This window comes from Paenisporosarcina sp. P4_B8 (assembly GCF_056402175.1).
This window is the reverse complement of sequence record NZ_JBFUHX010000003.1, coordinates 211,572-237,952: the sequence shown is the minus strand read 5'-3', so window position 1 is coordinate 237,952 and position 26,381 is coordinate 211,572. Positions and strand designations below refer to the sequence as shown.

Below are 26,381 nucleotides of genomic sequence, written 5' to 3'. Positions count from 1 at the left end.
AACAAATAATAACACGAAAAAACTTCCCTTGCAACCAAAAGTTTAATATAATTAAACTAATTAGAAATGGAGCGATTGTTATGGATTCACTTGGATTACGCATCAGAAAATTAYGCAAGCAACAGAAACTCACATTGGAAGCATTAGCTGGAGATCAGCTAACAAAAGGGATGTTGAGTTTAATTGAAAACGGCAAAGCCCAACCTTCTATGGAGAGTTTATCTTATATTGCAAAAAGACTTGGGATTGAATCGTCCGAATTGATGGAAGACGTCAGTCAAACGGAAAAAAGAAGTTTGTTGGCCAAAGTGGAAAAATTATATAAAGTGGATTTCTCGGATTTAATGGACGAACACCAACAAATCACTGAACTCGTGCAGCCGGTTGTCGATAAATTGTCAATCAGTTACGAATCAGCACGTTTACTCGAGATTTACAGTAAATGCGGCTACTATTTAAAACGTGATGATTGGGAAACCTATTATAATCAGGCAATGAAACTTTACGAGCAATTGCATTTATACAATCAGTGGGCATCGCTAGCGATGTTTAAAGGGTTAATCAAGTTCAACCTACACGCTTACGAAGAAGCCTTGTCGATTATTTTGGAAGAGCATGCCCGTTTTGATTCACCCTCCATCAAACTGGATGCCGTGACCACCCTTGACTACATGTACATTGAATCCATTTTATATTCCGCAGTTGGCAAATATGAAGAATCCCAGTTGAAAATGAATGAAGCCTTAATTTACTCAAAAGAAGAACGAATTTTTTACCGCATCGACGATTTATATCGATTTGCTGGAGCCCAGGCCATTATCAACGGAAACGATGCGGACCGTGAATACTATCTCCGCAAGGTCAGACAATACGGGGAATTCGCAGAAAATCTTTATTCCACAGCCATGGCAGAATTACTGGAAGCACATTATTACAATTCCTATGCACATGAGTACGATAAAGCGCTGACCCATATCGAACGTTTTCTAGAACTCGGAAACGAACTATATAAGAATACAGAGGATACAAACCACTACCTGCTCGAAAAAGGAAAATCATTATATGGGCTGGGTCAAATCAATAAAGCGCTGACGCTACTAAACCAATATAAAATACCCGACTATATCCATCACCCACTTGATTTATCAATGAGTTATGAGGTTCATGCCTATCGTGCGAAATGCTACGCCAAACTTGGTGATAAAGAAAAAGCGGTGAATGAAGCCAAGATTGGTCATGACTTGATTCTACCGTTACCCGAAACACCATATAAAACGTTTATTCTCCATACGTATAACGACTTGCTAAAAAGCAGTGACTCCTTCTGAGTTCACTGCTTTTCATATGCTTTGTAATGATGAAGCCACAATAGGAATTTCTCGAAAGCTTCTTCAAAATCTGGTTGTATGAGTGACAGTTGGGCCCACTTTCTTTGCTTCAAATATTCACTTTGAGCATGAAGATCAAATCCGGAAAGTCTCGCATCCTTGACAAGGTACTCCGTTTTCGACGGAACTTTGAGGGTCACAATCATTGGATAGCCCTGCCCAGTCAAAAATTCAAGCTCTTTGTTGGTTTCCGCCATTAAAAGCGTTTGATAGCGGGTATTTAACAAGTCATAACGTTCATTTTGCTTGTATGCACCCAACGCAATCTCAAGGCTTGCAAGCATTTGAGAAGAATAAGTGAATGGGATTTGACCATTCGAATAACACCCGAGATCCAAATATGTTGGAATGGTGTGTGATTCTTCGATTATGTGATTTGAAAAAACCATTGCCATTCCAGACATCGAACCGATGGCTTTCCCACTTACACCCGTTGCCAAGTATATATTTTTAAGCTGAAAGCGAACTGCGCCGAACGAACTGACGCAATCCATACACACTTTGATTCCAAGTTCTTTACAAAGTTTCTTGATCGGAGCCACATCATTCAGCATCCCTGTGGAGGTTTCCCCATGAGTCAGTAAAATCCATCCGTACATACCAGACTTCAAATGATGTTCCACTTCTGAATAATCGAATGGCTCTCCCCACTCCATTTCAATAGTGTCGTACGCCAGACCCCATCTTTGAGCCTGTTGTTTCAAACGTTCCCCAAATGCACCATTAACCAAAATTACCCCTTTAGATTTGAGCTGTGTAATTTGGGCGATCATGGCTTCATTGGCAAGTGTCCCGCTTCCTGCCAGCAAATGAACATGTGATGCCCCTGTCATTTCCAAGAGCATGGTCCGTACCCGTTTCAGAGACGCTTCAAATTGATATGATCGATGGGAGATCGGTGAGCGCTGAAAAGCTTTTTTCATTTCCACACTTAATTCATTCGGACCCGGGTAGAAAGTATAGCGCTTGCTTTGAAAGCGAGCAGCAACCGATTGTTCATAATGCTGTTTAGTCAAATACATGGGGACAAAAACGGCTTCCCCACTCCCTACAGGTTTTCCAAACGCTTTGAAACCGAGTTGACCGTAAAGTTTTAATTCCCGGACGGTTCCTGAAATGACAGCTGCCCCATAGCCTTTTTCATAGGCATGGTCAGCCAATGCACGTGCTAGCATGAAAAATACACGACCGTTCCGATGATCTTTGCGGACCGAAAGCAATCGTATTTCACATAATTTGCCGTCCAACGCTTCTTCAGGAAGCCCATGTTCTACCGGTCCCATTTTGCGGTCCAGGGAAAATGGGCGTTCATCACGAAGGGCAATCATTCCCACTAGTTCTTGGTTTTTCAGTACGATTAAATATGTATTCTCAGCATGGAATTCGTCTGTACGTTTGCCACTAGGATGGTGTTCATGCTGAGGTATCTCCTCTACGAATGTTTCATAATTCAGTTTAGCTATTGCCTCAAATTCTTTCTCTGTTCGAGCGATTTTACACCAATACATTGCATGCACCTTCCACTTTATTAAATTGGACGTTTAAGGGGACTGGAAGTTCTGTCATTTTAAAGAAATTTTATACAGTTCCCTTTAAAACCCCCATCCTCATAAAAAGATGGGCTGTGCATATCCTTTGCACGGCCCTTATTCATAAAATCTTATGGTTGTTTGAATCCTTTTCTTTCACGTCCATCGGTAACGGGGCAACTTCCACCCTGCCCGTTTTTTCAGACGATACGGTCGTTTCTAAGTTCATGTCTCTTCTGCAACCAAAAAACCCTTGTGGTTTGACGATAGCAAACATATGAATTCCTCCCGCTCACTTACCCGTAATATTATGTACTTAAGGATATCAAGGAGGCGTATGTAATTAATCCGTCTACAGACGTAGCAGGATACGGACGTCAGGAGTGTTTTATCTAAGCTTCATGCAAAATTACAATATGAAACAAGTAAAAAACGAGCGTACCCCAAAAGTGTTATACACTAATGGAGTACCCCCGTCATTCAATAAAACGTTATATCCTTACACTGTTTGGTTATCGATTGCTTCATTGTACATATCAGTATCCAGTTCGCCTGTTATTTTAGAAGTCGTAACACCTGACACCATAGCGCCACTTACATTTAGCGCTGTACGTCCCATATCAATTAAAGGCTCGACTGAAATTAGTAACCCGGCTAATGCAACAGGTAAATCCAATGCGGACAATACGAGAATAGCAGCAAAAGTTGCGCCTCCGCCAACCCCAGCCACGCCGAACGAACTAATAGCTACGACAGCAATCAACGTTAACAGGAACATCGGCTCTAATGGATTTTGTCCTACTGTTGGCGCAATCATGACCGCAAGCATCGCAGGATAAATACCTGCACAACCATTTTGGCCAATGGATAACCCGAATGAACCTGCAAAATTAGCAATACCTTCTGGTACACCTAAACGAGTAGTTTGAGCATTGATTGTCAGTGGTAAAGTACCTGCACTTGATCGTGAAGTGAAAGCAAACAATAATGGTTCAGCTGCTTTTTTCACGTAAGTGAATGGGTTTAATCCAGAAAGTGAAACGATCAATAAGTGAATAGCAAACATAATAATCAGTGCGACATATGATGCAATAACAAACTTACCTAAATCATAAATGGCATCAAAATCAGACATGGCCACGGTGCGTGCCATAATGGCCAAAATTCCATATGGCGTCAAACGTAAGATGATTTTCACAACACGCATGATCCATGCATACACTGCATCCACGGTACTTTTTAGTACCGCCGCATGTTCTACTTCTTTTCTAGCTATTCCTAAATAAGCGAAGCCTAAAAATGCAGCAAAAATGACAACAGCAATAGTGGAAGTCGGTCGTGCACCTGTGAAATCAAGGAATGGGTTTCCTGGTAACAAATCAACAATCTGTTCTGGCAATGTTCGATCAGCCACTTCTGCCGTACGCATTTCAATGTAAGCACCGCGCTCGGTTTCAGCGTCTCCGCTCACAATTTGGGAAGCATCCAAATCGAATACAACCGCTGAAAGGATTCCGACTGCAGCAGCAACTGCTGTAGTACCAATCAATAAGCTTAAAATAAGACCCGTCTTTTTGCCGAAATTTTTCCCGATTGTAATCTTGGTAAAGGCTGAAAGGATAGAAATGAACACTAATGGCATAACAATCATTTGAAGCAATTTGATGTAACCATTTCCAACTAGATTGAACCATTGGACTGATTCACTCAGTATTTCAGAATCTGTCCCATATACATAGTGTAAAACTAGACCATATGCAATCCCTAAGCCAAGTCCTGTGAACACCCTTTTTGAAAATGAAATATGCTTCCGTCCCATATATATAAGAAGTCCAATTAAGAGTAGCAATATGGCGGCATTGATAAAGATAAATAAATAATCCAAAATAATCCCCCCTGCTCATAATAAAGTCAACACATGCGCCAAAAGCTTAAGGAGTCGAGAAACATTCATTTAACTGTTCGATTTTTCACCCCCTTCTTTCTTATGTTACTTTAAGCTATACTTAAATATGACCAAATCAGTTTATTTAGGAGGGACTATATGGCTGCCAATTTACTCGGCATCGGCTTTTCCGCCATTATCATACTTAATATTTTTCTAGCCATTGTGTTAATCTTCCTTGAGCGGCGAGATGCCTCTTCAACCTGGGCATGGTTAATGGTCTTATTTTTTATTCCTATCCTAGGATTCATTCTTTATTTGTTGTTGGGTAGACAATTACGCAAAAGACATTTATTCCGATGGGAAGGTCGCAGTAAAATCGGGATTGATAACTTGATAGATTATCAAATTGATGCCATCGAAGAAGGAACTTTTGAGTATCGTCTTGACGATTCCCAAGACTATCAAGATATGATTTACATGCACTTACGTAACAATCATGCTGTACTAACACAGGATAATGCATTGACGATTTACAATGATGGAAATGAAAAGTTTTCCGCTTTATTAGAAGACCTGGAACACGCGAAAGACCACATTCATATTCAATATTATATTTTCCGTTTAGACGGTCTCGGTCGTCGCATCTATGATGTACTCATTAAAAAAGCAAAGCAAGGCGTGAAGGTCCGTTTACTTTTTGATGATATGGGCTCACGGGGAGTTCGTAAAAAACATTTCAAGGAACTTATGGATTTAGGTGGCGAAGTGGAAGCATTTTTCCCTTCGATCATGCCGCTCCTTAATCCTCGACTGAATTACCGTAATCATCGCAAAATCGTTGTAATTGATGGACGCGTCGGCTATATTGGTGGATTTAACGTAGGAGACGAGTATTTAGGATTAGACCGCAAATTCGGCTATTGGCGCGATACACATTTACGCATTGAAGGCAGTGCTCTTCACCCTTTGCAAACAAGATTTATTTTGGACTGGAACCAAGCGGCATCGAAGGAACAGGATATCGAATACTCCGATCGTTATTTCCCTGCTATTCCTTTGAAAGGATCAGTCGGCTTGCAAATTGTTTCAAGTGGACCTGATTCAGAGTGGGAACAAATCAAAAATGGTTATTTGAAGTTAATTACGATGGCTAAGAAATATATTTATATTCAATCACCTTATTTCATTCCCGATGCGAGTTTTATGGATACACTTCGCATTGCTTGTCTATCCGGTATTGATGTACGGATTATGATTCCAAATAAACCTGACCATATGTTTGTTTACTGGGCAACTTACTCGTACGTCGGCAATCTAATAAAAGCAGGGGCAAAAGTATATATTTACGACAATGGTTTCCTGCATACGAAAATGATTGTAGTCGATGATGAAGCCTCAACTGTTGGGACAGCAAATATTGATGTACGCAGTTTCAAATTAAACTTCGAAGTGAATGCCTTTATTTATGATCGGGAAACTTCCCATCAATTGGCTGAGTTATTTGAGCAGGATATGTTGTTATCCAAGGAGTTAACATGGGAACTTTATGAATCCCGGACAAGAATAATTAAATTGAAGGAGTCTTTCTCCAGACTTCTATCTCCTATTCTTTAATAATGACTACTTTAAAACCGGCATGAAGATAATTTAATCTTCATGCCTTTTTATTTGGTGCAACGGGTTCAACACGATTAAAAGCCCCCATTTTATATGCACTCTATCCGTTCTGTGCTATTATGTACGATGTAACAAAATAGGAAGAGGTTCGCAAACTCCCTCTATAAAAAACTAAGGTGAAAACTGTTGCTTAGCATTACAGTTTTTTGTGCTTAATCAGCCCCAATTCAGTTCATGCATCCGCCGATTCGCTCGGTGACTGCCATTTTCATGTTTATATGTGATGTTCAAAAACTGAATCACCTAAATAGAGATGTCGAATACTCATTCTTCAAAAGGAGAAATGAGCAATGAAACAAGAAAAAGCAGTGGTCGTCTTTAGTGGTGGCCAGGACAGTACCACTTGTCTACTGTGGGCTTTAACACAGTACGAAGAAGTGTATACAGTTACGTTTGACTACGGTCAAAGACATATCGAAGAAATTACATGTGCAGAAGAAATTGCCAAGGAATTAAACGTGCCATTTAAAGTGTTGGATATGACACTAATCAACCAGTTATCTGCCAATGCACTTACCAGAGATGACATTGCAGTAACCGATGCAGTCGATGGTGAATTGCCATCAACATTCGTCCCAGGAAGAAATCATTTATTCCTATCATTTGCGGCCGTTTATGCTCAGTCAATTGGGGCACGCCATATCATTACAGGCGTTTGTGAAACTGATTTCAGTGGATACCCAGATTGTCGTGATGTATTTGTAAAAGCACTTAATGTTTCCATTAACCTGGCTATGGATACTTCACTTGAATTCCAAACACCATTAATGTGGTTGAATAAAGCGGAAACATGGAAACTCGCTGATGAATTAGGCGCGTTGGATTTCGTCCGCACCAAAACACTCACTTGTTATGAAGGAGTTCGCGGGGATGGCTGTGGCGAGTGCCCGTCATGCGTATTGCGCAAAAATGGGTTAACAACTTACCTTGAAGAAAAACAAGGGAGTGGAGCCCAGTGATTCAGCAATTTTACCCACAAACACCTCATACTTACCGATTTGAATTAAACAAAGATATGCATTTGTCTGCGGCGCATTTCATTCCACATGCCGACGCGGGTAACTGCCAATATATGCACGGCCATACGTACTTCATCAACATTACGATTGCTGGAGACGAACTGGATGAAATGGGTTTTCTTATTGATTTCAAAGTGATTAAACATCTCATTCACAAAAAATATGATCATACAGTGCTGAATGATCATCCAGAATTCAAACAGAATAACCCTACGACCGAACAAGTAGCTCAAGTGATTTGGACGACCATCCAACAGAAATTGATGACTTTGTCCAACCAACCAAAATGTATTCAAGTTGTGGTTCGTGAAACCCCTACCAGCTATGTTGTGTATCGTCCAAAAGCGGAGGATCTGCTATGAAAATACCTGTGATGGAAATATTCGGACCCACCATACAAGGTGAAGGAATGGTCATTGGACAAAAGACGATGTTTGTCCGTACGGGCGGATGTGATTATTCATGTTCATGGTGTGACTCCAAATTCACTTGGGATGGAACCGGTAAAAGTACTGCGATGAAAGCAGAGGAAATCATTTCTTCGCTCAAAGAAATCGGCGGAGACGCTTTTTCACATATAACGATTTCAGGGGGCAATCCCGCTCTTCATAAAGGGTTGGGTGAATTCGTCAACCAATGTCACGAGCAAGGATGGAAAGTGGCCATTGAAACACAAGGATCATTTTGGCAAGACTGGCTAACAGAAATCGATGATATCACGATTTCCCCAAAACCACCGAGCTCGCTAATGGTGACTGATTTTAACAAACTTGATACTTTCATGATGACTTTAAAAGACTCCCATATCAGTCTGAAGGTTGTCGTTTTCAATGAAGAAGACTTTGATTTTGCAGAAATGATACACATGCGTTATCCGGCCGTTCCTTTTTACTTGCAGGTCGGAAATGAAGATGTACTAACCGTCGATGACCAAGCATTGGTTTCGACTCTATTGACCCGATTTGAATGGCTGATTGACCGTGCCATGAAATCTACTATTATGAACGATGCTAAAGTATTGCCCCAATTGCACGCATTAGTTTGGGGAAATAAACGCGGTGTCTAACTAGGAGGAAATAAGATGAGTGGCCGTCAAAAAGAAGATTTAGAAGGAATCAGTTTATTAGGGAATCAAAATGTACAATATGATTTTTCATATAATCCCGGTGTGTTGGAATCATTCGATAACAAACATCCATATAGAGACTATTTCGTGAAGTTCAATTGCCCGGAGTTCACTTCATTATGTCCAATCACGAGCCAGCCCGATTTCGCTACGATTTATATCAGTTATATTCCTGATATTAAAATGGTCGAAAGTAAGTCACTAAAATTATATTTGTTCAGCTTTAGAAATCATGGAGACTTCCATGAAGATTGCATGAATATCATCTTGAACGACTTGGTTGAACTGATGGACCCACGCTACATCGAAGTTTGGGGTAAATTCACTCCGCGTGGAGGCATCAGTATTGACCCTTATACGAACTATGGAAAACCTGGTACCAAATATGAAGAGATGGCTGCACATCGAATGATGAATCACGACATGTATCCAGAAACGATTGATAATCGATAATATATAACCAAGAAAAAGACACTCAGAAATTTGAGTGTCTTTTTTGATTCATGCTCTTTTAAACTATACGGTTAGCTAATATAGATATAAAAATAGAGAGGGAATCGGCTCCCTTTCCGCGGACGATCCGGTAAGCGAAAATGTACGATAAACAACAGGATAGTTTAACATAGACTATTTATTATTCTTCAAACCGAACCTTTACTCTTACCAAATCTTGAATGCTTCCATCATTGGCACTTCGTGTATAGACTCTTAATTCACCTGTAGGCGTGGAGGGTTTAAGCTCGAATTGAGCATTGGTGGAGAATTCAGCATATTCAGGTCCGGCTGCACGGGCTGTTATGCTTTTCTCCTTGGATACCACATTTCCTTGTGTGTCCAAGATGCTATAAAGTACATTTGCTTCAAAAGCCCTTGCCATTCCTTGAATTAAGCCACCTGATTGAAGTACATCCCCTGGCAATGGATGTAGGACCAGTATGTTGCGGGAAGCAGGTAACGGTATAAGTAAGCGATAGCCAAGATACAGCACTTCAGGGGAAAATCCTGCCCGACGTTCATTCGCTCTAATTATCTTTTCCAGAGACACTCCTGTTTGACTGGAAATTCGCGATAATGAGTCTCCACTAGATATTTCATATATGAATGCCGGGACAAGAATGACTTGGTTTGAAAAAATAAAATTGGGATTTGCTATCTGTGAGTTAATGCCAAATAAAAGGTCAGTAGACACAGAGAACCGTTGTGCTATGGAAAACAAAGTGTCACTTGGGGAGACTACGTAATACACTTCATTTTGAAAACCGAATCTTCCCCCTGGAATTATGAGTACTTGACCGGGAAAGATCAAGCCAGGATCGGTGAAGGGCGGATATAGGGAGTTTGCTTGTTCAATAGCAGCGACTGTACTGCCAAAACGCCTGGCAATGCTGTACAGGGTATCACTAGGCTGAACCGTATAGACATATTGGGTATTTTCACTAACCGTCATGTATGGACTCCTTTTACCCCATCTTATACATTGGTACGCAAAGTGGTTCCCGGAAGAGTGTGAGGTTAGACACTTTACACAACATCCAGATTATGAAAAACCATATTAACATATCGATACAATATAAAAAGAAGAGGAACGAATCCTCTTCTTCTTTGGTGATTGCTTTATTCATTTATAGATCTAAATATTCTTCTAGCGTCTGTTTGTTTGTAAACATATCCGTAGCAGGCTCTACACCTACATAACGGAAATGCCATGACTCGTGCATATAGCCCGTTACTTCTTCTTTCCCAAGTGGATATCGCATGATAAACCCATACTTATGGGCATTATTTGCAATCCATTGGCCAGCTGGTGTTTTTCCAAAAGAAGCAGAAGCCCAGTGCTGTTCAAAGTTTCTCTCCCCGATATCGAAAGCCAAACCTGTCTGATGCTCAGAGTATCCCGGGCGTGCACTATACTGGTCTGCAGCTTGTTGACCGTCTTTCGCAACATATTGATTATATAATGTCTCTTGTCGCTCAAAAGAACGGAACGTACTGAATGCTACCAGTTCAAAGCCATCAAGTTTAGCGGCAGCTGCCATTTGATCGAAAGCTTCACGGGCCTTTGAATCTTCGCCTTTATTGTAGTCTGTTGGTAATGGATAGTGTTTATTTGCAATAACAAACCCTTCTACGAGTGTCGGGGTTGATGGATATTTTTGATTTGGTATATATTCATCGCTTGCTGGTTTTTCAACTGGTGGTGATGGACTTTCTTTCGGCTCGACTGGTGTTTCAGTCTTTTCCGGTTTCTTTGGAGGGATAGTTTCTTTAGGCAGTTCCGGCTTTTGAGTTTGATTTGGGTCTTCATTTACTTCATCCACCGGTTTGTCCGTACTATGTGATGGTTCAGGTTCACCTGTTTTTCGAAAATCCATAGCGGTTATACTTTCATCCAGACTCCAGTTGTGTAATCCCATCCAAACCACAGGTGCAAGTAATACAAGGAAACCTAGAATAACAGCGAGGACGATTGGCCAATTCTTTTTATCTTTTTTATTAAAACGGTATTTTGGAGATTGCATGAGAAGCCTTCTTTCATTTTACTTATATTTATTTTACCATTAAATTGTTTGTAGATGACACCCATCAATATTTTTTCGCTATAATACATTAGACAATTGAAATAGATAAGAGGTTTCATTTATGATAAATTCGCAAAAATGGTTATCTACTAATTTCTTCGCTTTCTTCTTTACATGGGGCGTATTCCTTCCCTTTTGGACAGGCTGGTTAACAACTGAAAAAGGACTTTCCGTTTCTCATGCAAGTCTTATTATGGGTGCAGGGATGCTGGCGCGTGCCATATCTACATTTGTGTTATTTCCTTCAGCTACGAAAATCTTCTCTCTTCGTGTAGTGATGATGTGGACGGCATTTTTGTCATTGTTGGTCATGGCATTGTATATTCCCGCCAACACATTTGTGTCATTACTACTTATCACTATTGCTTTTAATTTCGTTTATCCAAATTTGCTTCCTGCGATGGAAAGTAGCGCGTCGGTTTTAATTCAAAATGAACAAATACATTACGGAAAAAGTCGTTCCTTTGGTTCAATTGGCTATACGGTAGGTCTCTTACTCATCGGAGCGGTTGTGGCAATATGGTCGGAACAGGCTATTCTATGGGTTATGTTGGCTGGACTTGCTTTTATGTGGGTTTCGCATACCCGTCCAGCTCCTGTTTCTCTTACCTTGAAACACAAGTCTATTGATGGAGAAAACAGAAAATCCAATTTCAAACGTTTACTTTCTTCCAAACCTTTTGTAACCGTGTTGATCCTTGCTATATTACTTCAAGGAGCCCATGCTTCCTATTACAACTTTGGTTATATCTACTTACAAGATCTTGGCGTGAACAGTTTATATATTGGGTTAGTTTTAAATGTCGCGGTTCTTTTGGAAATCTTATTTTTCACTAGAGCAGATAAACTCTTCGCCAACACCAAAGTGTCTACCATGTTTTTGATTGCCGGCATCGGATCCACTATTCGTTGGGTATTGATCTTTCTTTTCCCCAACGTTTGGGTATTTAACATCTCTCAGTTGCTTCATGCTGCTTCTTTTGGTGTGGCGCATTATGCCTTTATCCAGTATATTTCAAGGAGTCTATCTCCCAGTGACATCCCTGCGGCTCAAGGAATGTATGCCGCATTTGCCTTTAGTTTAAGTACTGCTATATTGACGTTGGCAGGCGGATATTTATATGAAATTCATCCAGGGGCCGCTTTCTTGGGCATGACGTTATGTTCCATCCCATCCATCGTTATCGTACTGCTTACAAGAAAAAAGTTCTCATATTAATAACTTTTTTCATTAGACGGACAGAAAACTATCTTGCAATACGAATCATATAGTAACAAAATCGAGACAGGAGTGTGTCTATATGTCACGAATCTCAAAATTCGATGTGCTACTATTAATGCATCAATTAGATGAACTCTTAGAAAACCGTAAAGAAGATAGAACCCGAGACAAAAACAGAGACAATAAACAGAAAAAACGTTCGTAACCGTTAAAGGCTACGAACGTTTTTTATTTGAGTATTCCACAAGCAATTCGATCTCCCGAGTTCCCTGAAGGATCCGTCACATAATCATCTGCTTTTTCATGAATCACTAATGCACTTCCATCATCATCAAGTAATGAATTTGATTTTCCTTTTTCTAGTGTCACATGCGGAGAAGTAATTTCTAAATCTACTTCGCCATTTTCGTTCACGGTCAAATTAGGAAGGTCTCCGGCATGAAACCCTTTGGGATTCTCAAAACCATGTTGTTTTTTTGCAGGATTCACATGACTTCCTGAAGTTGTAAACTTCGGATTTTCACACTTTCCTACTTCATGGAAATGAACCGCTTTGACTCCTGGTGGCAGTCCTTTCAGCATTAGATGAATTCTAACCCCCGATTCTGTTTCGGTTAACTCTGCTGAACCTATTCCTTTACCAGTGGCATCTACAATAGTGGTTGCAAGAGAATGTTCAATCACACCACTTACTGGAATTGAATCTTTTTGGGGAATACATCCTGATATAAGTATAGCAACACATACTATCATCCATTTTTTCATCTAAAAACCTCCATGCATGAATATAGTCTCTCATTAGCATGATGGCTTAAAATTTATAGTTTATACACTTTTAAAGAAACATCATTAAAAGTGTTACGAAAAATGTAAGTACAAACAATATGGCTACCGATTTCATCCACTTAGCCTCTTTGCCAAATCCACTTTCTTTTAACTTCATCGCACGATAACCATTCGTTATGGCAAATATCGCGGTCATGAACAAAACAGCCATGTTAATGTTCCCTTTAATAGTAAATACAATGGCCAATATACTTAAAACGGTCATGAGTAAACCGATTAACCAATTAGTCTTCATCATGCTCTCTCCTAGAAAAAAAGTCGGGGCAATGTGCCACCGACTTTTTCATGTTATTCTTCTAATGCTTTTTCAGGATGATTCGAGTAAAACTTGCGTCCTAAATAGGTTTGGAATATTAACAGTAAACCACCAACTGTCCAGTAAAGTGGTAAAGCTGCCATCGATGTAAATGACACGAACATAATCATGATTGGTGAGATATACACAAACATCTTCATTTGCTGCTTTTGTTGTTCAGGAACGGTCCATAATGACACTTTTGCTTGTAAGAAGTAAACAGCACCTGCAATCAACGTCATGATAATATCAGGTGATCCCAAACTATACCATAAGAATTGATGGTCCTTTACTTCTGGAGAATGCAAAATCGCAAAATAAAGTCCCATAATGATTGGCATTTGTATCAACATAGGCAAGCAACCCATATTTAATGGATTTACATTATGTTTACGGTAAAGTCCCATCATCTCTTGCTGTAACTTCATTTGCTCTTCTTTGTCTTTCGATGCTTTAATTTTCTTTTGGATTTCATCCATTTCTGGCTTCATTGCATCCATTTTGACTTTCATGCCTTGTTGATTTTTATAGTTACGCAACATTAAAGGCATTAATATAAGTCGAATCAATACAGTAATCGCAATAATAGCTAAGCCGAAACTTCCGTTAAACAAATCACCAAAAAAGTTAAGCGAATATTCAAAAGGGTATACTAAAAAGTCATAGAAATACCCTTCCTTATTTTCAACACCCGAACAACCACTTAAAACTACGGCAGCCATCACAAGCATTGACAGTAATCCGATTTTTTTCTTCAATAGGTTCACCTTCATCTTTTAAACTATAGAAAAGTATACCTTATATGACTACCAAATTTCAAATCCAGAGAAAAAAGAGTCGTATGGACGACTCTTTAAACTGTTGTTGGTAATGTAAACCTAAAATATTCATGTTCTTTTTGGTCACGAAATTGTTTAGGAGTAACCTCTGTATATTTCTTAAATATTCGGGTGAAATAGCTCTGATTGCAGAAATGATATTGTCTTGAAATCGCTGAAATACTTTTGTTTGTATGGCGCAAATAGTATTGTGATTCTTCCACACGTCTGACATTTAAATATTCTACCAGCGTAATCCCAACATGTTCCCGGAAAATTCGTGATAGGTGGCTCGTGCTGACTTGGAAATGCTTTGCAATATCTTCTACTGTCAATTCAGATTCTACTTCCTCGTTAATAAACAAAATTACTTTATTTACGGTTTGATGACTGAAGGTAGGTTGTTTTCTTTCGGAAATTACGGACACAAAAAAATCGATTAAATCATCTGCAAATTGAAGGAATGCCGCGTCACTCATATGAAAATCAATCATTTCGATACAGGCAGCATTAAAAGCAAAAGCCTTTTTTGAAGGCACTTGGTTTTCATATAATTTCCTCGCCATAATGGATGACAGCACATTGAAGTAATTTTTAACTCCACGAATCGTCTGCTTACCTGCTCTCAGAGATATTAGATCGATAATTAGATGCAAGGTTTTCTTTGCTTGTTCCGTTTCCAAATGGTGAATTTCATACAAAAGCTTAGCTTCCAATTCAAAGAAATCATCTATTCCTTCAAACTGAGAGGATATTTCAATTTCACTCATATATTTTTTAGCTATTGTTTCACTGCCTGTTGATTGATTTAACTGCATAAAAACTCACCACCCGTATTTCACCATATAAGTTAACTATATAATTAATTGTCTTCTATGAATATAGTTTTATTACTTTTTTCTTTTTTGTAAATTTTCTGTATTATTAGGTATTTTATCACACCTACACGACATGCTCCATCAAATGAAACAAGAGACATTTAATATATTAGGTTTTTAACAGATATTATACAAATATTAGTTACCATTTATTTGCATATAGGTTTCTGCTAATTCTTTACCTGATGAAGGATTTATCATAAACAAGGCTTTTTTCAAGGAAAATACCTCCTCTGACCCTAAGTGTTTTATATGGTAAAATAGTGTGAAATAGAGAATTTCGTTTAAAAATGAGGTGCAGTAATTGGACACAAAATCAATTAATGAAATCATGAAAGTCATACAGGAGTTTTTTCCTGAGCAAGCATCCATTGCGATATCAAATACCAACGAGTATGTGTATTATCAACCGAGTAAAAGAATTGATTTAAAAATACTTCCAGGTGATCCGATAAAAGAAGGAACGGCAACATATAAAGCTCTTTTATATGGTCAAAAAGTGAACGAGTTTATAGATCCTGATCTTTTTGGTGTTTCTTATTATGGAATGAGTATCCCCATTATCGAAGAAGGTAAAACCAAAGGTGCAGTAACTGCAATACTTCCCCATCAACCTTCTCCATTTTTAAGTCAATATATGACGATAAAAACGGAGGAAAATTGGTATCCTGTTAAACATGAACATGTCCTTTTCCTGGAGACCCAGTTAAGAAAAACGTTTGTGAAAACCGAAAGTAAGGAAGGTTATCACCGTTTTAATTTAAGTGAATTGGAATTGTTTCTTTCTTCGGAAACCTTTATCAGATGTCACCGTTCATACATAGTCAATATCGCATTCATTAAAGAAATTCAACCTGATTCCCATTCGACTTTTTTACTGGAGATGACTGATGGAACCAGAATTCCTGTCAGTCAGCGATATGCTAGTTATTTCCGAAGATCCCTCGGATTCTAAATGTAATCACGCGAATAGTTCTTTAGTATGTTTAACGGCGATACTTTTGACCTTAATCACCTTCATAAAAAAAGAAGGTACGCTCGCTCGTAGCGTAGCCTTCTTTTTTATTCATTCTCCTTATCCAATTTCTTTTCAATTGGATCTGTATCATTTGAATCCGATTGTTTGTTTTTATCCTGGACTGACTGATTGTAATAATGAACACTTGTCATGGCACCTTCGCCTACCATTTTATTGTCGTCAATATCATGAGGTTCTGAATGACCTGCCTTCGTCAATTCTGTTTTATTCATTTTTTGTGATTCCATATAGGTATTGAATTTTGTTTTCGTATTATTGAAAGCCACTAGTGCTTTTTCACGATTTTCAGGTTTACTAAAGTAAGCATATGCTCCTGCTGCTAGTCCGGCTAACAGTAATGTACGATTATTTCCTTTTCCCATTGTCACCAATCCTCCAAAAAATCTAATTTCTTTTTATAACTATTAGATACCCGTTATTTTCATGTTCAACACTTCATAATGATGACAAAATGATGACATTATCAACATTTGTGCAATAGCATGTCGACATGTGGAATTCCATCTTCGTTATACTCTTCCGAAATTTCCTCAAAGCCAAAAGTTCCATAAAAATGTTTCAGCTGCGTTTGAGCTTGCAATTGAATATCACCGTTTGGCCATTTCTCACTGCTAAAAGATATTGCCTGTTCCATTAATTGCTTTGCCAGCCCTCTCCCCCGTGCTTTTTTGTTCACAATCACTCTACCAATTGAAATACGGTTATATTTTATCCCGGCAGGTAAAATGCGTGCATATGAAAGCAATTCACCATTTTCAATATAAGCGAGATGGTATGAATCCATATCGTATCCATCTATCTCGGGATAGGGACATGATTGTTCTACTACAAAGACATCCACTCGCAATTGTAAGTATGTATAAAGTTCGTATGTTGATAACTCTTGAAATGATTTGATTGTCCACATATTTTCCACTCCCCTTGAGGATATTATTTCACAGCTATGGCATACAAGTGAAATCTTTGGTATGATAGTTGAAAGAATTTTGAGGTGAGACGATTTGATACGAGCGATGAAACAAGACGATATTGCTGCGGTACAGCAAATCGCTAAGATTAGTTGGCATGATACTTATGAAGGTATTATTCCAGCTGAAATTCAAGATTTATTTATTGAACGGGCTTATTCAAATGCCATGATGATGAAACGTTTAGAAAAAACATCTGTGTATGTCGCTATTCATGATAACGAAATTATTGGGTTTGCCAATTTCACGCGCGTAGATGAAGATGGAGATGCCGAACTGACAGCCATTTATTTATTGCCTTCGCATCAGCATTTAGGATATGGGAAGCAGTTATTAAATGAAGGACTGCAACACATTCAAGATGCTCAACAATTATTTGTTTACGTTGAAAGCGAAAATCAAAAAGGTCGTACATTCTATGAACGTAGTAATTTTACATGTGTCGAAGAGTTCGATGAGTTTTTTGAAGGACACCCTTTATCGACAGCTAAATATGTTTATAATTTAAAAACGCCTGTTAACAGTTAAATGTTAACAGGCGTTTTCTTATCTAGTTAAGCTACTAAACTTAAAACTCTCATGTAAAAGCTGAATATGGTTAGCGCCAGATTTAGACTGATTAGCGCTTTCCACTTTTTTTAATGGTTGTTGTGGTTAATTTTGATGTTGCACTTCATTGTTGTAGTAAGAATCTTCTACAGGTGTTTTACGCACGAAACACATAATTGCTGCAATGTAGAACAAAATTGGCGCCAATAACAAAATACCTGACAATAACCCTGCAAAGATGAATAAGATTCCTGCAGCTTTCGGACTCTTGTTTTTGGACACTTTCACAACGCCCAATATACTTAAGATGACGCTGATAAGTAAAGTTACAACAATTACCCATCCTACCACGCCGACTACATTCAGACCGACATCAACAGCATCATTAAATATCGCAATGTCTTCAGCTGTCATGGACGGATCGGATAACATTATTTCTTCTTCGAACATTTGTTTCAATTCATCGGGGTTTGCATTGGATGCCCCCACAACTGCAAGCGTCGCAAAAATTAATAAAATGCCGTTTAATATAGTACCAATTACACCTAATGTTACTTCTCCCGCTCTGCTCAAAGCATTCACCTCTTAAATTTTATTTACTATATTATGTACGAACCACAAGTAATATGGTTTCATTTATTCAATATTCCCTTAAGAAATTATGAATAAACCTGTTTTAAACGTGGAATGCACGGGTACACAATTAGTAATACCATAATGGAGGGAGATGATGCACGATGGAAAAGAAATTAGTCTTCAGTCAATCAGATTTCATGTACACAATGGTAGGTGCTTCCGTATTAACTGGTTTTTTATTTATTTTTACTCAAATGTGAGGGATAAACAATATGACGAAGTCGACATAAAAGGCAACCCACTAAATGAATTAGCGGATTGCCTTTTTTATGCTTTAAGATCTTCATATTCATCTGATTGATTGAAAGCAGACACGACATATGAACAAACTGCTTCCATTTTATATACGTTTTCCCGAGCATATGCTGCTGAACGATCGAGTAATTGTTTAGCTACCCCTTGCCCCCGAAGTGCCGGAGAAACAAATGTATGATCCATCACCATTACATCCCCAAGCAACGTCCATGTAATTTCCCCTAAGGCCTGACCATCTTTTTCATGCACAAATGCGTATGCATCATGACCTAATTCTTTAAACTGGAACTCCATTACCACCACTCCTTTTTTTCAGTGTAGCATAATTTACTCTTTCAATGAAAGCGGGCGAAGTGAGGCTTCAATTTGTTCACGACGTGATTCCAAAAACGGTGGCAATGCAAGGGTTTCACCTAATGTATCCATTGACTCATCAGTAGCAAACCCTGGCTCATCAGTTGCCAGTTCATACAATATTCCATTCGGTTCACGGAAATAAATTGATTTAAAGTAGTAGCGATCAACTTTGCCAGAAGTCATAAATCCTTTTGAACGGAGTAACTCTTCCCATTTATCATAGTCTTCAAACGTTTTTACCCGGAACGCCACATGATGGACACTCCCACGACCTGGTCGCTCCATTGGCAAATCGGGACGTTCTTCAATATGCACTTCTGACGCAGGCCCACCTTCCCCAGTGGAGAAAACCGTAATCTCAGGCATGCCTTGAATAGGTGATGGATACGTGCCTACTTTTGTAAAACCTAATACTTCAGTCAAGACAAGCTGTGTTTGTTCCGCTTTACGAACAGTCAAAGTGACATGCCCTAATCCAACAACTGCAAATTCTTCAGGAACCGCTGATTTTGTCCAAGGAATTCCATAAGGTACTCCTTTTCCATCATCAACTACCAACATGAGACGTGATCCTTCAAAGTCTTCAAAATACATCGTTTTTCTTCCGAAACGTTCAATCACTTCTTCGAAATAAACATTGTGTTCCGTAAAGCGTTCTTTCCAAAAAGCCAGGGCATCTTCACTTTTTACGCGAAAAGCTGTGTTACTGATGCTTGAAACACCAGGTACCGTTTTTGCTGCGTGCGGAATATCAAAATAGGTCATATCCGTCCCAGGTGTACCTACCGCATCCGCATAAAACAGATGATATGACGATGTGTTATCTTGATTCACACTTTTTTTCACGAGTCGCATACCCATTATACGAGTAAAGAAATCAAAGTTTTTTTCAGCGTTCGCTGTAATTGCTGATACATGGTGAATACCGGCCAATTCCATAATAATTCCTCCTATATAATAATATCTCGAATTCGAGATATTTTTTCTTTTAGTTTATCACGCAATTAAAGGATGCGCAATTGTTCTGTTTCAATGTAGAAAAGCGAAAAGTTCCGCTCTAGTTTGATACTGGCGACGGAAGGAAGAAAACGTATATTTCGCCTTTCTGGCACTGGAGCTAGACCAATTTAGCCTTGCTAGAAAGTAGCTGCATGTACAAGATTTAAACATTTCACTTCATGAAAAAAAACCTCCACTTGGGAGGTTTTTCACTTAATTAAATAATGACCGAATGGAATCGATTAAACTATTGAAGAAGTCTTTAACACTTTGCCAAAAGCCTTCATTATCAACAATGTTGCCGATTTTATCTTCAATTGTTTTGCTTAAGTCATTCAATTGATCAGACCATTTACTGAAATCGATATCCAGTTGTCGAATACGATCCATTAAATCGACCAATAATTGACGGTCTTCTGGACTTAACTCAATTTGGAGTTTCTCCAATTGATTTTGAACAATCTTTTCAACTTCTTCTTTAGTTGCAGGATTTTGTTCTGCGATGTCTTTTTTAATCTCCGTTAACAGTTCACTTACTTTTGCATCATCAATACCCGATTTATCAGCTAAAATGGTTGCCACGGAAAGTTCTTCATTCGCTACATCCGTACGCTCTTTGTCCAATGTTTCTCCACTGACTTCATATGCTTTGTAAATCCCCACTAGAGCGGAATGACCCGTTACTTTCTTTGGTGCTGCTACTTCAACCGTTGCATCTTCGATTCCGGCAGTTAACATTGCATTTTCGTACATTTCAGCGGTTACTTGCGTGATATTCTCTTCTGTCACGATTTTGATCACTAAGCCTTTGCCTGCATCCTCGCGTGTAATTTTTGCGGATGAAAACATACGGGCTGATGAATCTCCATCTTTAATATACTTAACTAAATCATCTCCAGTTACTGAGATTTCTTCGACTTCACTTTCACTCGTCACATTCAGACTGTCTTTGACACTTTGTTTTTCAGCTTCTGTTAAATCAGCTCCGTACACGACGATTGGCATGCCAAATTTTTCATTAATTACATCTCCAGAAGATGAGGAACCTGTGCTTGCCAAAGCACCTGAAGGCATTAGCAACGAGGCAGCTAATAGAAATGAAGCAAAGCGGACAATATTCTTTTTCATTGATATTTCTCCTCTCAGAACGAACAATTCTTATTGTGATGGGTCAAGCCATTCTGTCTATGAATATGCTTCCCTTTTGATAATACGACGAATAGGCACAAAAAGTTTCGGCGAGATTTTTCTCCCCATTCTTTTTGTGCCCATTGAAGGTGTATTTTAAACTTAAATGTCAGATTTGACCAAAGTCCAACCATCTTTTTGTTCTATTTTCTTTTCTTTCATTAACTTTCCTAGTGCACGTTTAAAAGAAGCTTTGCTCAAATTGAACATGTCGTAAATTTCATCTGGAGTCGATTTATCAGTAAATGGCATTTTACCGCCAACATCCTGCAAGTAACGATACAGTGTTTCTGCATCATCCATCAAGCGCTCCTGTTTTCGTGGCAGCATCGAGCCATTCAATGACCCATCCTCTTTCACACCAATCACCCGAATATCAACTTCTTCACCTATACGTGGTTCAGCCATTTGTTCCGTGTGGTGAACAAATACTCTGTACCCTTGAGGAACGCTGATGAAAAACGAACCGATTGGCAATAAGCGGTATGCTCTAGCCTTCAAATTTTCATTCATTACAGATGTAGGTGCTTCCACGAATGTTTCAGCTACGCGATCTTCGGTTGCCAGTCGACCGAATAAGTCTCCTTTAAAATCGGTTCTCAATGTCATGTATAAATGATCACCAGTTTTTGGCCATAGCTCTTTTAATAATGGCAAGTCAGATGGTTTCACAATTACTTCACGTGAACTGCCGATATCGACGACTGCACCTTCACGCTCGTCCATTTTAATGACTCTTGCCCATCCGTAAGTACCTTTTGTGATATGTGGCAATGTGGAAGTTGCACTTAAATTGCCACGACGGTCTTTAAATAAAAATACTTTAATTGTATCGCCTTCCTGAACTCCTTCAGGTGCTTCAGATCCATTGATTGGTACTTCAATTTCACCATTGGATAGTATCCATTTAGAAGATTCCTGTGACTTTATCTGTAAGTCAACAATTTCTCCAGATATCATTTCGCTTTCGCTCATAGCGGACAACTCCTTTCGCTTTTTCCTATTCTGATTGTTGCTGTTCTTTAAGTTCTTCTAGTTTTTGAAGAAAGTCAGGGTTTTCTTCCATCGCTTGAATCAAGTCTGCAATACGATCGATCGAATTCCAGCTTAAGTGATGTTCTATTCCCTCAACATCTTCATATATTTTGTCTTCCTGTACGCCAATTAAACGCAAAAATTGTTCCAACAAATCATGACGCTTAACCAACCGCTTTCCTAATTTCAACCCTTTCGGTGTTAACATCAGACCTCGGTAGCGTTCATATATCAAGTATCCATCTTTGTCGAGTTTTTGAACCATTTTCGTTACAGAAGAAGGAAGAACTGAAAGAGATTCAGCGATATCCGATACACGCGCATATCCTTTTTGCTCAATCAGCATATAGATTTGTTCAATATGGTCTTCCATACTAGGTGTCGGCATCACTCTGTTCCTCTCTTTCCATAGCTTATATAAGTGTACTATAGTCGCTTATCGTTCTCAATGAATAAAGCAAAGTGCAACAGGATGCTAAAATCTACACAGACGCTGAATGATCATTAACAGCAGATACTCCCCAAAAGAGTTAATTACAAAGTTGCATCTCCTAATTATGTAGGTTGTGCAAGCTATATATGCCGAAACGTACAAAAAACAACTTAATTATAATAATTTTAGTTTGAGTGGTTTATGGCGAAAATATCAGGGGTACTTTACCAATATAAAAGCGGCCTAAATGCAGAGAGGATGAGCTTGAATGGGTAGAATATTATGGATGATCATCGTCGTATTACTAGTTATTTGGTTATTAGGACTTGTATTTAATATTGGCGGCGGTCTGATTCACTTGATTTTATTAATTGCAGGTATCATTTTAGTCGTACAATTAGTAACGGGTAAACGAAAACTGTAACAAAAGGGATGTCCGTATATTACGGACATCCCTTCTTATGTTATTTGATTTTGGCGTAGATACAAGTATCACGTATATATTTACCATCCGCAGATAGCGACTCTTGCTTCAGAATTCCTTCTAACGTAAATTTTAATCGTTCAGCGACAGCCCGACTTCTCACATTATCTGTATCGCACCGAATTTCCACTCTTCTGGCTCCCAACTCTTCGAAAGCAAATTCAGTCAAGCGCTCAGCCGCTTCCGTCATATAGCCTTTCCCTTCAAATCGACTGTCCAACCAGTACCCAATTTCAACTTTAGGTATGTCCCAATTTATACGATGAAAGCCGCTTGCTCCAATAAACTCACCTGTTTCTTTTAAAAACAAATGAAGTCGCAAATCTTTCCTTGTGACAAAATCGGCAACAGCTTGTCTTGTATTTTCAGTTGTGTCTTCGATTTTTTGACTACTTTGTGCCCATGGCATCCACGGTTGGAGGGCTTTGTGGGATACTTTGACACTTTCCCACACCAGTGGTGCATCTTCAACTTTTGGTGCACGGATAAAGAGTCTCTCCGATTCAAATGAATCTGGGAAATTACGCATCGCGACATGTACTTTCGCTTCCGATTGCTCAGGTACTTGCTGATCATCCCACAAGACCGGGGTAGTCGTACCTTCAATAAAGTCTTCCCTTGTTATTCCATACGTAATAGCATCATAATAGGAATTTTCTTTTGGTGAAAACCAAGCTTTTCGAAGATGACCTTCTTTTACAAACCCTGCACGTTCAAACGTTTTGCGCATGGCAAAGTTATCTTGTCGAGTATGCCCTTCCACACGAATTTTCTTTTCAGGCAAATTGAATACATATTCCGCCACTTTGATTAAAGCAGCGGGACCGTATCCATGACCCCGATAACTATCAGCAATCCGCAAATCAAATACGGGTATTTCATCTTGCAAATCGAACACTTTTACAATACCAACTTTTTGCTGATCATCATTTTCGACCCAAAACGTTTTGACTTCGTCTGATTCGTACCCGCCCTCTTCAATAGTCTTTTCAATAATTTCTCTCGCAGGATTTGAATTTCCGTGAAAAGGCCAGGTATTTGTGGTCATAAAATGTATCAGTTGTTCTTGCTCTTCCATTGTCCATTCTGTTAATCGCATGCTCTTCCCCCGAACTGCGTTACTTTTGAATGCGCAGTAATCTCATTGAATTCAATACAACGAGTAACGTTGCCCCCATATCTGCAAAGATCGCAATCCAAAGAGTCAGCCACCTTGGAATGATCAGCAGTAACGCCACTATTTTTAAGCCTATTGCAAACATAATGTTTTCTTTAATAATACGCAATGCTTTTCGGCTCAATTGTATGGTATATGGAAGTTTTTCCAGGTCATGAGCCATTTCTTAAGCGTTATGATTTGGAATCGAGGTCCAGGTTGACACATTTGGGTTCCAGGTAGACAGTTTCGTGATCCAGGTTGACAGTTTGGGGTTCCAGGTAGACAGAATGGCATTCCAGGTTGCACAAATTTCTTTCTCCGTAGTTTTGATTCTTTGGAAGTACTCAAAGATTGCTTTGCTTACTCCAAATAAAAAAATGTATCTGCGCAAATAAAGGATTTAGCTTTCACTCTAGAGAATATATATCATGTATATAAGGTTTGAATTTAACAATTCAAGTAAAGCAAAGGTCAGAGAAGAATCACTTCACTAAGGGGGGTTGAGGATGTATAAACAAATTTTGGTGGCCGTAGATGGTTCTGTACATTCGAAGAGAGCAGCAACTCACGCTGTTTTCCTGGCGAGCTCAAGTCCGGATGCGCATGTTACCTTGTTATATGTTTTGGATTACGATAAAACAAGGACTGATGTCATTCATAGCATGAGTAGTGAAGAGTTGCATATAGATCGCAAAAACAAGATTATGCCTATAAAAGAATTATTTACGTCCAAAGGGATTTCAACTGAAATTAAATTGCTGCATGGTGAAGCCGGTCCTGTCATTGTGGAGCATGCGAACCAGGAAAATTACGATATCGTGGTAATCGGCAGCCGGGGGTTAAATACCCTACAGGAAATGGTGCTTGGTAGTGTAAGTCATAAAGTGGCAAAACGTGTACATTCACCTGTCCTACTAATCAAATAAATATCTTGAAGCAAATGAATTCAGTACTTACTATAAACTCGAACTCAGACTGACCAATTCATTGGTCAGTCTTTATGTTAGTTCAGGAGATGATCCAGTGGAAAAAGGTCCATTAAATTTACTTACAGATGTACCCGGTGTAAAAGTGGGACATGTCACGTTGAAACAATATTTGGATGAAAAAGATTCGATTTGTACAGGGGTCACTGCGATATTGCCACATGAGCAAAATCCATTCCTACATAAAGTACCTGCTGCAAGTTTTGTCCTGAATGGCTTCGGCAAGACGGTCGGTCTCATTCAACTTGAAGAACTAGGATTAATGGAATCGCCCATAATGCTGACAAATACATTCAGTGTCGGAGCGGTATTAGAGGGCACACTCTCCTTCATGTTGGAACAAAATCCAGCAATCGGAGATTCCACGAGTTCGCTTAATTTGGTAGTGGGAGAATGCAACGATAGTCATTTAAATTCGATGCGCCTTATGGCGGTTCGTCCCGAACATGCGATTGAAGCTCTGGAGAACGCTACACCTGGTAGTTTTGAACAAGGTGCAGTTGGTGCTGGTACCGGGATGATTTGTTACGGGGTGAAAGGAGGCATCGGCAGTTCATCGCGAATTGCTAAACATGAAGAATACGCTTTTACCGTGGGAGTTCTTACACTAACGAATTTCGGTCGTGCTCATGAGTGTCGAATGGCAAATTGGGCACAAGACAATTTGGACAAACCAGATGGGTCCGTCATTATCATTGTTGCAACCGACGCTCCTCTAGACGCACGTCAATTGAAACGAATGGCGAAACGTGCAGCAATCGGACTCGGCCGAACGGGTACACACATACATAACGGCAGTGGTGACATTGTTATCGCATTCTCTAATGCTAATATCATTTCACATGAATCAGGTCATCCGTTTGAAACACAAACGTTATTAAGGGATGACCATCCTCTTATGAATGAACTATTTCAAGCGGTGATTGAAGCTACGGAAGAATCTGTTTATCAGTCTATTCGCTTCGCTGAAACTACAACGGGCCGTTCAGGCAGAGTCATTAAAAAAGGGGCTTTTTAATAAAAAGGGT

31 protein-coding genes, 1 pseudogene and 1 riboswitch are annotated in these 26,381 nt (G+C 39.2%); of the genes and pseudogenes, 13 read left to right on the top strand and 19 right to left on the bottom strand.

What is annotated here, in order from left to right; genetic code table 11:
- Positions 1 to 80: 80 nt before the first annotated feature.
- Positions 81 to 1,328: a helix-turn-helix domain-containing protein gene (locus tag AC1DSK_RS05010; RefSeq protein ID WP_477598093.1), complete on the top strand. Its 1,248-nt coding sequence runs from the start codon at positions 81 to 83 to the stop codon at positions 1,326 to 1,328.
- A 2-nt stretch (positions 1,329 to 1,330) separates the two neighbouring features.
- Here the strand turns inward: AC1DSK_RS05010 and AC1DSK_RS05005 are convergent, their stop codons facing one another.
- The 3 genes from AC1DSK_RS05005 to AC1DSK_RS04995 form a co-directional block, all read right to left on the bottom strand.
- Positions 1,331 to 2,896, bottom strand: coding sequence for a GNAT family N-acetyltransferase (locus AC1DSK_RS05005; protein WP_477546877.1), 1,566 nt, complete (start codon positions 2,894 to 2,896; stop codon positions 1,331 to 1,333).
- Between the two features lie 142 nt (positions 2,897 to 3,038).
- On the bottom strand, positions 3,039 to 3,194 hold the full coding sequence (locus AC1DSK_RS05000; protein ID WP_477546876.1) for a hypothetical protein: 156 nt from the start codon (positions 3,192 to 3,194) through the stop codon (positions 3,039 to 3,041).
- A 222-nt stretch (positions 3,195 to 3,416) separates the two neighbouring features.
- Positions 3,417 to 4,736 (bottom strand): L-cystine transporter, encoded by a 1,320-nt coding sequence (locus AC1DSK_RS04995; RefSeq protein WP_477546906.1) that lies wholly within the window; start codon positions 4,734 to 4,736, stop codon positions 3,417 to 3,419.
- 225 nt (positions 4,737 to 4,961) lie between these two features.
- Between AC1DSK_RS04995 and cls the strand changes: the two genes are divergently transcribed.
- From cls to queF, 5 genes are all read left to right on the top strand, one after another.
- A complete protein-coding gene (gene cls / locus AC1DSK_RS04990; RefSeq protein WP_477546875.1) occupies positions 4,962 to 6,419 on the top strand; it encodes a cardiolipin synthase in 1,458 nt (485 codons plus the stop codon).
- A gap of 140 nt (positions 6,420 to 6,559) precedes the next feature.
- Positions 6,560 to 6,603: riboswitch (PreQ1 riboswitch) on the top strand.
- A 169-nt stretch (positions 6,604 to 6,772) separates the two neighbouring features.
- On the top strand, positions 6,773 to 7,441 hold the full coding sequence (gene queC / locus AC1DSK_RS04985; protein WP_477546874.1) for a 7-cyano-7-deazaguanine synthase QueC: 669 nt from the start codon (positions 6,773 to 6,775) through the stop codon (positions 7,439 to 7,441).
- Positions 7,438 to 7,863 carry a 6-carboxytetrahydropterin synthase QueD gene (queD, locus tag AC1DSK_RS04980; RefSeq protein ID WP_016429732.1) on the top strand — a complete coding sequence of 142 codons (426 nt, stop codon included), beginning with the start codon at positions 7,438 to 7,440 and terminating at the stop codon, positions 7,861 to 7,863. The genes queC and queD overlap by 4 nt, the downstream gene beginning before the upstream one ends.
- Complete coding sequence (queE, locus tag AC1DSK_RS04975) at positions 7,860 to 8,567, top strand: 7-carboxy-7-deazaguanine synthase QueE (protein ID WP_477546873.1); 708 nt, start codon at positions 7,860 to 7,862, stop codon at positions 8,565 to 8,567. Before queD ends, queE begins: the two co-directional genes overlap by 4 nt.
- Before the next feature lie 15 nt (positions 8,568 to 8,582).
- Positions 8,583 to 9,080, top strand: a complete 498-nt coding sequence (gene queF, locus AC1DSK_RS04970) for a preQ(1) synthase (protein ID WP_016429730.1) — start codon at positions 8,583 to 8,585, stop codon at positions 9,078 to 9,080.
- A 181-nt stretch (positions 9,081 to 9,261) separates the two neighbouring features.
- Here queF and AC1DSK_RS04965 read toward each other — a convergent pair whose 3' ends face one another.
- Both AC1DSK_RS04965 and AC1DSK_RS04960 read right to left on the bottom strand, forming a co-directional pair.
- Entirely contained in the window at positions 9,262 to 10,074 is an 813-nt protein-coding gene (locus tag AC1DSK_RS04965) for a LysM peptidoglycan-binding domain-containing protein (RefSeq protein WP_477546872.1), read from the bottom strand.
- Positions 10,075 to 10,249: 175 nt separating this feature from the next.
- Positions 10,250 to 11,146 carry a M15 family metallopeptidase gene (locus AC1DSK_RS04960; protein ID WP_477546871.1) on the bottom strand — a complete coding sequence of 299 codons (897 nt, stop codon included), beginning with the start codon at positions 11,144 to 11,146 and terminating at the stop codon, positions 10,250 to 10,252.
- Positions 11,147 to 11,267: 121 nt separating this feature from the next.
- On the opposite strand from AC1DSK_RS04960, the gene AC1DSK_RS04955 reads away from it, so the two are divergent.
- Positions 11,268 to 12,425, top strand: coding sequence for a 3-phenylpropionate MFS transporter (locus AC1DSK_RS04955; RefSeq protein ID WP_477546870.1), 1,158 nt, complete (start codon positions 11,268 to 11,270; stop codon positions 12,423 to 12,425).
- Positions 12,426 to 12,507: 82 nt separating this feature from the next.
- Positions 12,508 to 12,633: a hypothetical protein gene (locus AC1DSK_RS04950; RefSeq protein WP_477546869.1), complete on the top strand. Its 126-nt coding sequence runs from the start codon at positions 12,508 to 12,510 to the stop codon at positions 12,631 to 12,633.
- 23 nt (positions 12,634 to 12,656) lie between these two features.
- On the opposite strand, the gene AC1DSK_RS04945 is transcribed toward AC1DSK_RS04950, so the two are convergent.
- The 4 genes from AC1DSK_RS04945 to AC1DSK_RS04930 form a co-directional block, all read right to left on the bottom strand.
- Positions 12,657 to 13,193: a superoxide dismutase family protein gene (locus AC1DSK_RS04945; RefSeq protein WP_477546868.1), complete on the bottom strand. Its 537-nt coding sequence runs from the start codon at positions 13,191 to 13,193 to the stop codon at positions 12,657 to 12,659.
- A gap of 70 nt (positions 13,194 to 13,263) precedes the next feature.
- Positions 13,264 to 13,509, bottom strand: a complete 246-nt coding sequence (locus AC1DSK_RS04940; protein ID WP_477546867.1) for a hypothetical protein — start codon at positions 13,507 to 13,509, stop codon at positions 13,264 to 13,266.
- 53 nt (positions 13,510 to 13,562) lie between these two features.
- Positions 13,563 to 14,327, bottom strand: coding sequence for a membrane protein insertase YidC (gene yidC, locus AC1DSK_RS04935; RefSeq protein ID WP_477546866.1), 765 nt, complete (start codon positions 14,325 to 14,327; stop codon positions 13,563 to 13,565).
- A 95-nt stretch (positions 14,328 to 14,422) separates the two neighbouring features.
- On the bottom strand, positions 14,423 to 15,205 hold the full coding sequence (locus tag AC1DSK_RS04930; RefSeq protein ID WP_016429722.1) for a helix-turn-helix transcriptional regulator: 783 nt from the start codon (positions 15,203 to 15,205) through the stop codon (positions 14,423 to 14,425).
- A gap of 364 nt (positions 15,206 to 15,569) precedes the next feature.
- Here AC1DSK_RS04930 and AC1DSK_RS04925 point away from each other — a divergent pair, with 364 nt between their 5' ends.
- Complete coding sequence (locus tag AC1DSK_RS04925) at positions 15,570 to 16,220, top strand: LytTR family DNA-binding domain-containing protein (RefSeq protein ID WP_477546865.1); 651 nt, start codon at positions 15,570 to 15,572, stop codon at positions 16,218 to 16,220.
- A gap of 107 nt (positions 16,221 to 16,327) precedes the next feature.
- Here the strand turns inward: AC1DSK_RS04925 and AC1DSK_RS04920 are convergent, their stop codons facing one another.
- Both AC1DSK_RS04920 and AC1DSK_RS04915 read right to left on the bottom strand, forming a co-directional pair.
- Positions 16,328 to 16,666, bottom strand: a complete 339-nt coding sequence (locus tag AC1DSK_RS04920) for a hypothetical protein (RefSeq protein WP_477546864.1) — start codon at positions 16,664 to 16,666, stop codon at positions 16,328 to 16,330.
- A gap of 101 nt (positions 16,667 to 16,767) precedes the next feature.
- Complete coding sequence (locus tag AC1DSK_RS04915; RefSeq protein WP_477546863.1) at positions 16,768 to 17,211, bottom strand: GNAT family N-acetyltransferase; 444 nt, start codon at positions 17,209 to 17,211, stop codon at positions 16,768 to 16,770.
- Between the two features lie 106 nt (positions 17,212 to 17,317).
- On the opposite strand from AC1DSK_RS04915, the gene AC1DSK_RS04910 reads away from it, so the two are divergent.
- Entirely contained in the window at positions 17,318 to 17,800 is a 483-nt protein-coding gene (locus AC1DSK_RS04910; RefSeq protein WP_477546862.1) for a GNAT family N-acetyltransferase, read from the top strand.
- 126 nt (positions 17,801 to 17,926) lie between these two features.
- Here the strand turns inward: AC1DSK_RS04910 and AC1DSK_RS04905 are convergent, their stop codons facing one another.
- From AC1DSK_RS04905 to mntR, 6 genes are all read right to left on the bottom strand, one after another.
- Complete coding sequence (locus tag AC1DSK_RS04905) at positions 17,927 to 18,394, bottom strand: DUF4064 domain-containing protein (RefSeq protein WP_477546861.1); 468 nt, start codon at positions 18,392 to 18,394, stop codon at positions 17,927 to 17,929.
- Between the two features lie 330 nt (positions 18,395 to 18,724).
- The gene (locus AC1DSK_RS04900) at positions 18,725 to 19,006 is read right to left on the bottom strand and encodes a GNAT family N-acetyltransferase (RefSeq protein WP_477546860.1); all 282 of its coding nucleotides are present in this window, start codon (positions 19,004 to 19,006) and stop codon (positions 18,725 to 18,727) included.
- Between the two features lie 33 nt (positions 19,007 to 19,039).
- On the bottom strand, positions 19,040 to 20,008 hold the full coding sequence (locus AC1DSK_RS04895) for a ring-cleaving dioxygenase (RefSeq protein ID WP_477530955.1): 969 nt from the start codon (positions 20,006 to 20,008) through the stop codon (positions 19,040 to 19,042).
- Positions 20,009 to 20,281: 273 nt separating this feature from the next.
- A complete protein-coding gene (locus tag AC1DSK_RS04890) occupies positions 20,282 to 21,196 on the bottom strand; it encodes a DUF1002 domain-containing protein (protein WP_477598091.1) in 915 nt (304 codons plus the stop codon).
- A gap of 162 nt (positions 21,197 to 21,358) precedes the next feature.
- Positions 21,359 to 22,231: a CvfB family protein gene (locus AC1DSK_RS04885; protein ID WP_477546858.1), complete on the bottom strand. Its 873-nt coding sequence runs from the start codon at positions 22,229 to 22,231 to the stop codon at positions 21,359 to 21,361.
- A gap of 25 nt (positions 22,232 to 22,256) precedes the next feature.
- Positions 22,257 to 22,679, bottom strand: coding sequence for a transcriptional regulator MntR (gene mntR, locus AC1DSK_RS04880; RefSeq protein ID WP_016429711.1), 423 nt, complete (start codon positions 22,677 to 22,679; stop codon positions 22,257 to 22,259).
- A gap of 313 nt (positions 22,680 to 22,992) precedes the next feature.
- Between mntR and AC1DSK_RS04875 the strand changes: the two genes are divergently transcribed.
- Positions 22,993 to 23,148 (top strand): lmo0937 family membrane protein, encoded by a 156-nt coding sequence (locus AC1DSK_RS04875; RefSeq protein ID WP_477546857.1) that lies wholly within the window; start codon positions 22,993 to 22,995, stop codon positions 23,146 to 23,148.
- Positions 23,149 to 23,188: 40 nt separating this feature from the next.
- On the opposite strand, the gene AC1DSK_RS04870 is transcribed toward AC1DSK_RS04875, so the two are convergent.
- Together AC1DSK_RS04870 and AC1DSK_RS04865 are read right to left on the bottom strand one after the other, a co-directional pair.
- On the bottom strand, positions 23,189 to 24,307 hold the full coding sequence (locus AC1DSK_RS04870) for a GNAT family N-acetyltransferase (RefSeq protein WP_477546856.1): 1,119 nt from the start codon (positions 24,305 to 24,307) through the stop codon (positions 23,189 to 23,191).
- A gap of 19 nt (positions 24,308 to 24,326) precedes the next feature.
- Positions 24,327 to 24,548: pseudogene (locus AC1DSK_RS04865) on the bottom strand (cation-transporting P-type ATPase); the annotation flags it as partial.
- Positions 24,549 to 24,873: 325 nt separating this feature from the next.
- Between AC1DSK_RS04865 and AC1DSK_RS04860 the strand changes: the two are divergent.
- The gene (locus AC1DSK_RS04860) at positions 24,874 to 25,293 is read left to right on the top strand and encodes a universal stress protein (RefSeq protein WP_016429707.1); all 420 of its coding nucleotides are present in this window, start codon (positions 24,874 to 24,876) and stop codon (positions 25,291 to 25,293) included.
- Positions 25,294 to 25,390: 97 nt separating this feature from the next.
- Positions 25,391 to 26,371, top strand: coding sequence for a P1 family peptidase (locus AC1DSK_RS04855; protein ID WP_477546855.1), 981 nt, complete (start codon positions 25,391 to 25,393; stop codon positions 26,369 to 26,371).
- Positions 26,372 to 26,381 lie beyond the last annotated feature (10 nt).

Excerpts from the sequence above, each read along its gene's own strand:
- AC1DSK_RS05005 (WP_477546877.1), bottom strand. The coding sequence starts at position 2,896 with ATGTATTGGTGTAAAATCGCTCGAACAGAGAAAGAATTTGAGGCAATA.
- AC1DSK_RS05000 (WP_477546876.1), bottom strand. The coding sequence starts at position 3,194 with ATGTTTGCTATCGTCAAACCACAAGGGTTTTTTGGTTGCAGAAGAGAC.
- AC1DSK_RS04995 (WP_477546906.1), bottom strand. The coding sequence starts at position 4,736 with ATGGGACGGAAGCATATTTCATTTTCAAAAAGGGTGTTCACAGGACTT.
- cls (WP_477546875.1), top strand. The coding sequence starts at position 4,962 with ATGGCTGCCAATTTACTCGGCATCGGCTTTTCCGCCATTATCATACTT.
- queC (WP_477546874.1), top strand. The coding sequence starts at position 6,773 with ATGAAACAAGAAAAAGCAGTGGTCGTCTTTAGTGGTGGCCAGGACAGT.
- queE (WP_477546873.1), top strand. The coding sequence starts at position 7,860 with ATGAAAATACCTGTGATGGAAATATTCGGACCCACCATACAAGGTGAA.
- queF (WP_016429730.1), top strand. The coding sequence starts at position 8,583 with ATGAGTGGCCGTCAAAAAGAAGATTTAGAAGGAATCAGTTTATTAGGG.
- AC1DSK_RS04965 (WP_477546872.1), bottom strand. The coding sequence starts at position 10,074 with ATGACGGTTAGTGAAAATACCCAATATGTCTATACGGTTCAGCCTAGT.
- AC1DSK_RS04960 (WP_477546871.1), bottom strand. The coding sequence starts at position 11,146 with ATGCAATCTCCAAAATACCGTTTTAATAAAAAAGATAAAAAGAATTGG.
- AC1DSK_RS04955 (WP_477546870.1), top strand. The coding sequence starts at position 11,268 with ATGATAAATTCGCAAAAATGGTTATCTACTAATTTCTTCGCTTTCTTC.
- AC1DSK_RS04950 (WP_477546869.1), top strand. The coding sequence starts at position 12,508 with ATGTCACGAATCTCAAAATTCGATGTGCTACTATTAATGCATCAATTA.
- AC1DSK_RS04945 (WP_477546868.1), bottom strand. The coding sequence starts at position 13,193 with ATGAAAAAATGGATGATAGTATGTGTTGCTATACTTATATCAGGATGT.
- AC1DSK_RS04940 (WP_477546867.1), bottom strand. The coding sequence starts at position 13,509 with ATGAAGACTAATTGGTTAATCGGTTTACTCATGACCGTTTTAAGTATA.
- AC1DSK_RS04930 (WP_016429722.1), bottom strand. The coding sequence starts at position 15,205 with ATGCAGTTAAATCAATCAACAGGCAGTGAAACAATAGCTAAAAAATAT.
- AC1DSK_RS04920 (WP_477546864.1), bottom strand. The coding sequence starts at position 16,666 with ATGGGAAAAGGAAATAATCGTACATTACTGTTAGCCGGACTAGCAGCA.
- AC1DSK_RS04915 (WP_477546863.1), bottom strand. The coding sequence starts at position 17,211 with ATGTGGACAATCAAATCATTTCAAGAGTTATCAACATACGAACTTTAT.
- AC1DSK_RS04910 (WP_477546862.1), top strand. The coding sequence starts at position 17,318 with ATGAAACAAGACGATATTGCTGCGGTACAGCAAATCGCTAAGATTAGT.
- AC1DSK_RS04900 (WP_477546860.1), bottom strand. The coding sequence starts at position 19,006 with ATGGAGTTCCAGTTTAAAGAATTAGGTCATGATGCATACGCATTTGTG.
- AC1DSK_RS04895 (WP_477530955.1), bottom strand. The coding sequence starts at position 20,008 with ATGGAATTGGCCGGTATTCACCATGTATCAGCAATTACAGCGAACGCT.
- AC1DSK_RS04890 (WP_477598091.1), bottom strand. The coding sequence starts at position 21,196 with ATGAAAAAGAATATTGTCCGCTTTGCTTCATTTCTATTAGCTGCCTCG.
- AC1DSK_RS04885 (WP_477546858.1), bottom strand. The coding sequence starts at position 22,231 with ATGAGCGAAAGCGAAATGATATCTGGAGAAATTGTTGACTTACAGATA.
- mntR (WP_016429711.1), bottom strand. The coding sequence starts at position 22,679 with ATGCCGACACCTAGTATGGAAGACCATATTGAACAAATCTATATGCTG.
- AC1DSK_RS04875 (WP_477546857.1), top strand. The coding sequence starts at position 22,993 with ATGGGTAGAATATTATGGATGATCATCGTCGTATTACTAGTTATTTGG.
- AC1DSK_RS04870 (WP_477546856.1), bottom strand. The coding sequence starts at position 24,307 with ATGCGATTAACAGAATGGACAATGGAAGAGCAAGAACAACTGATACAT.
- AC1DSK_RS04860 (WP_016429707.1), top strand. The coding sequence starts at position 24,874 with ATGTATAAACAAATTTTGGTGGCCGTAGATGGTTCTGTACATTCGAAG.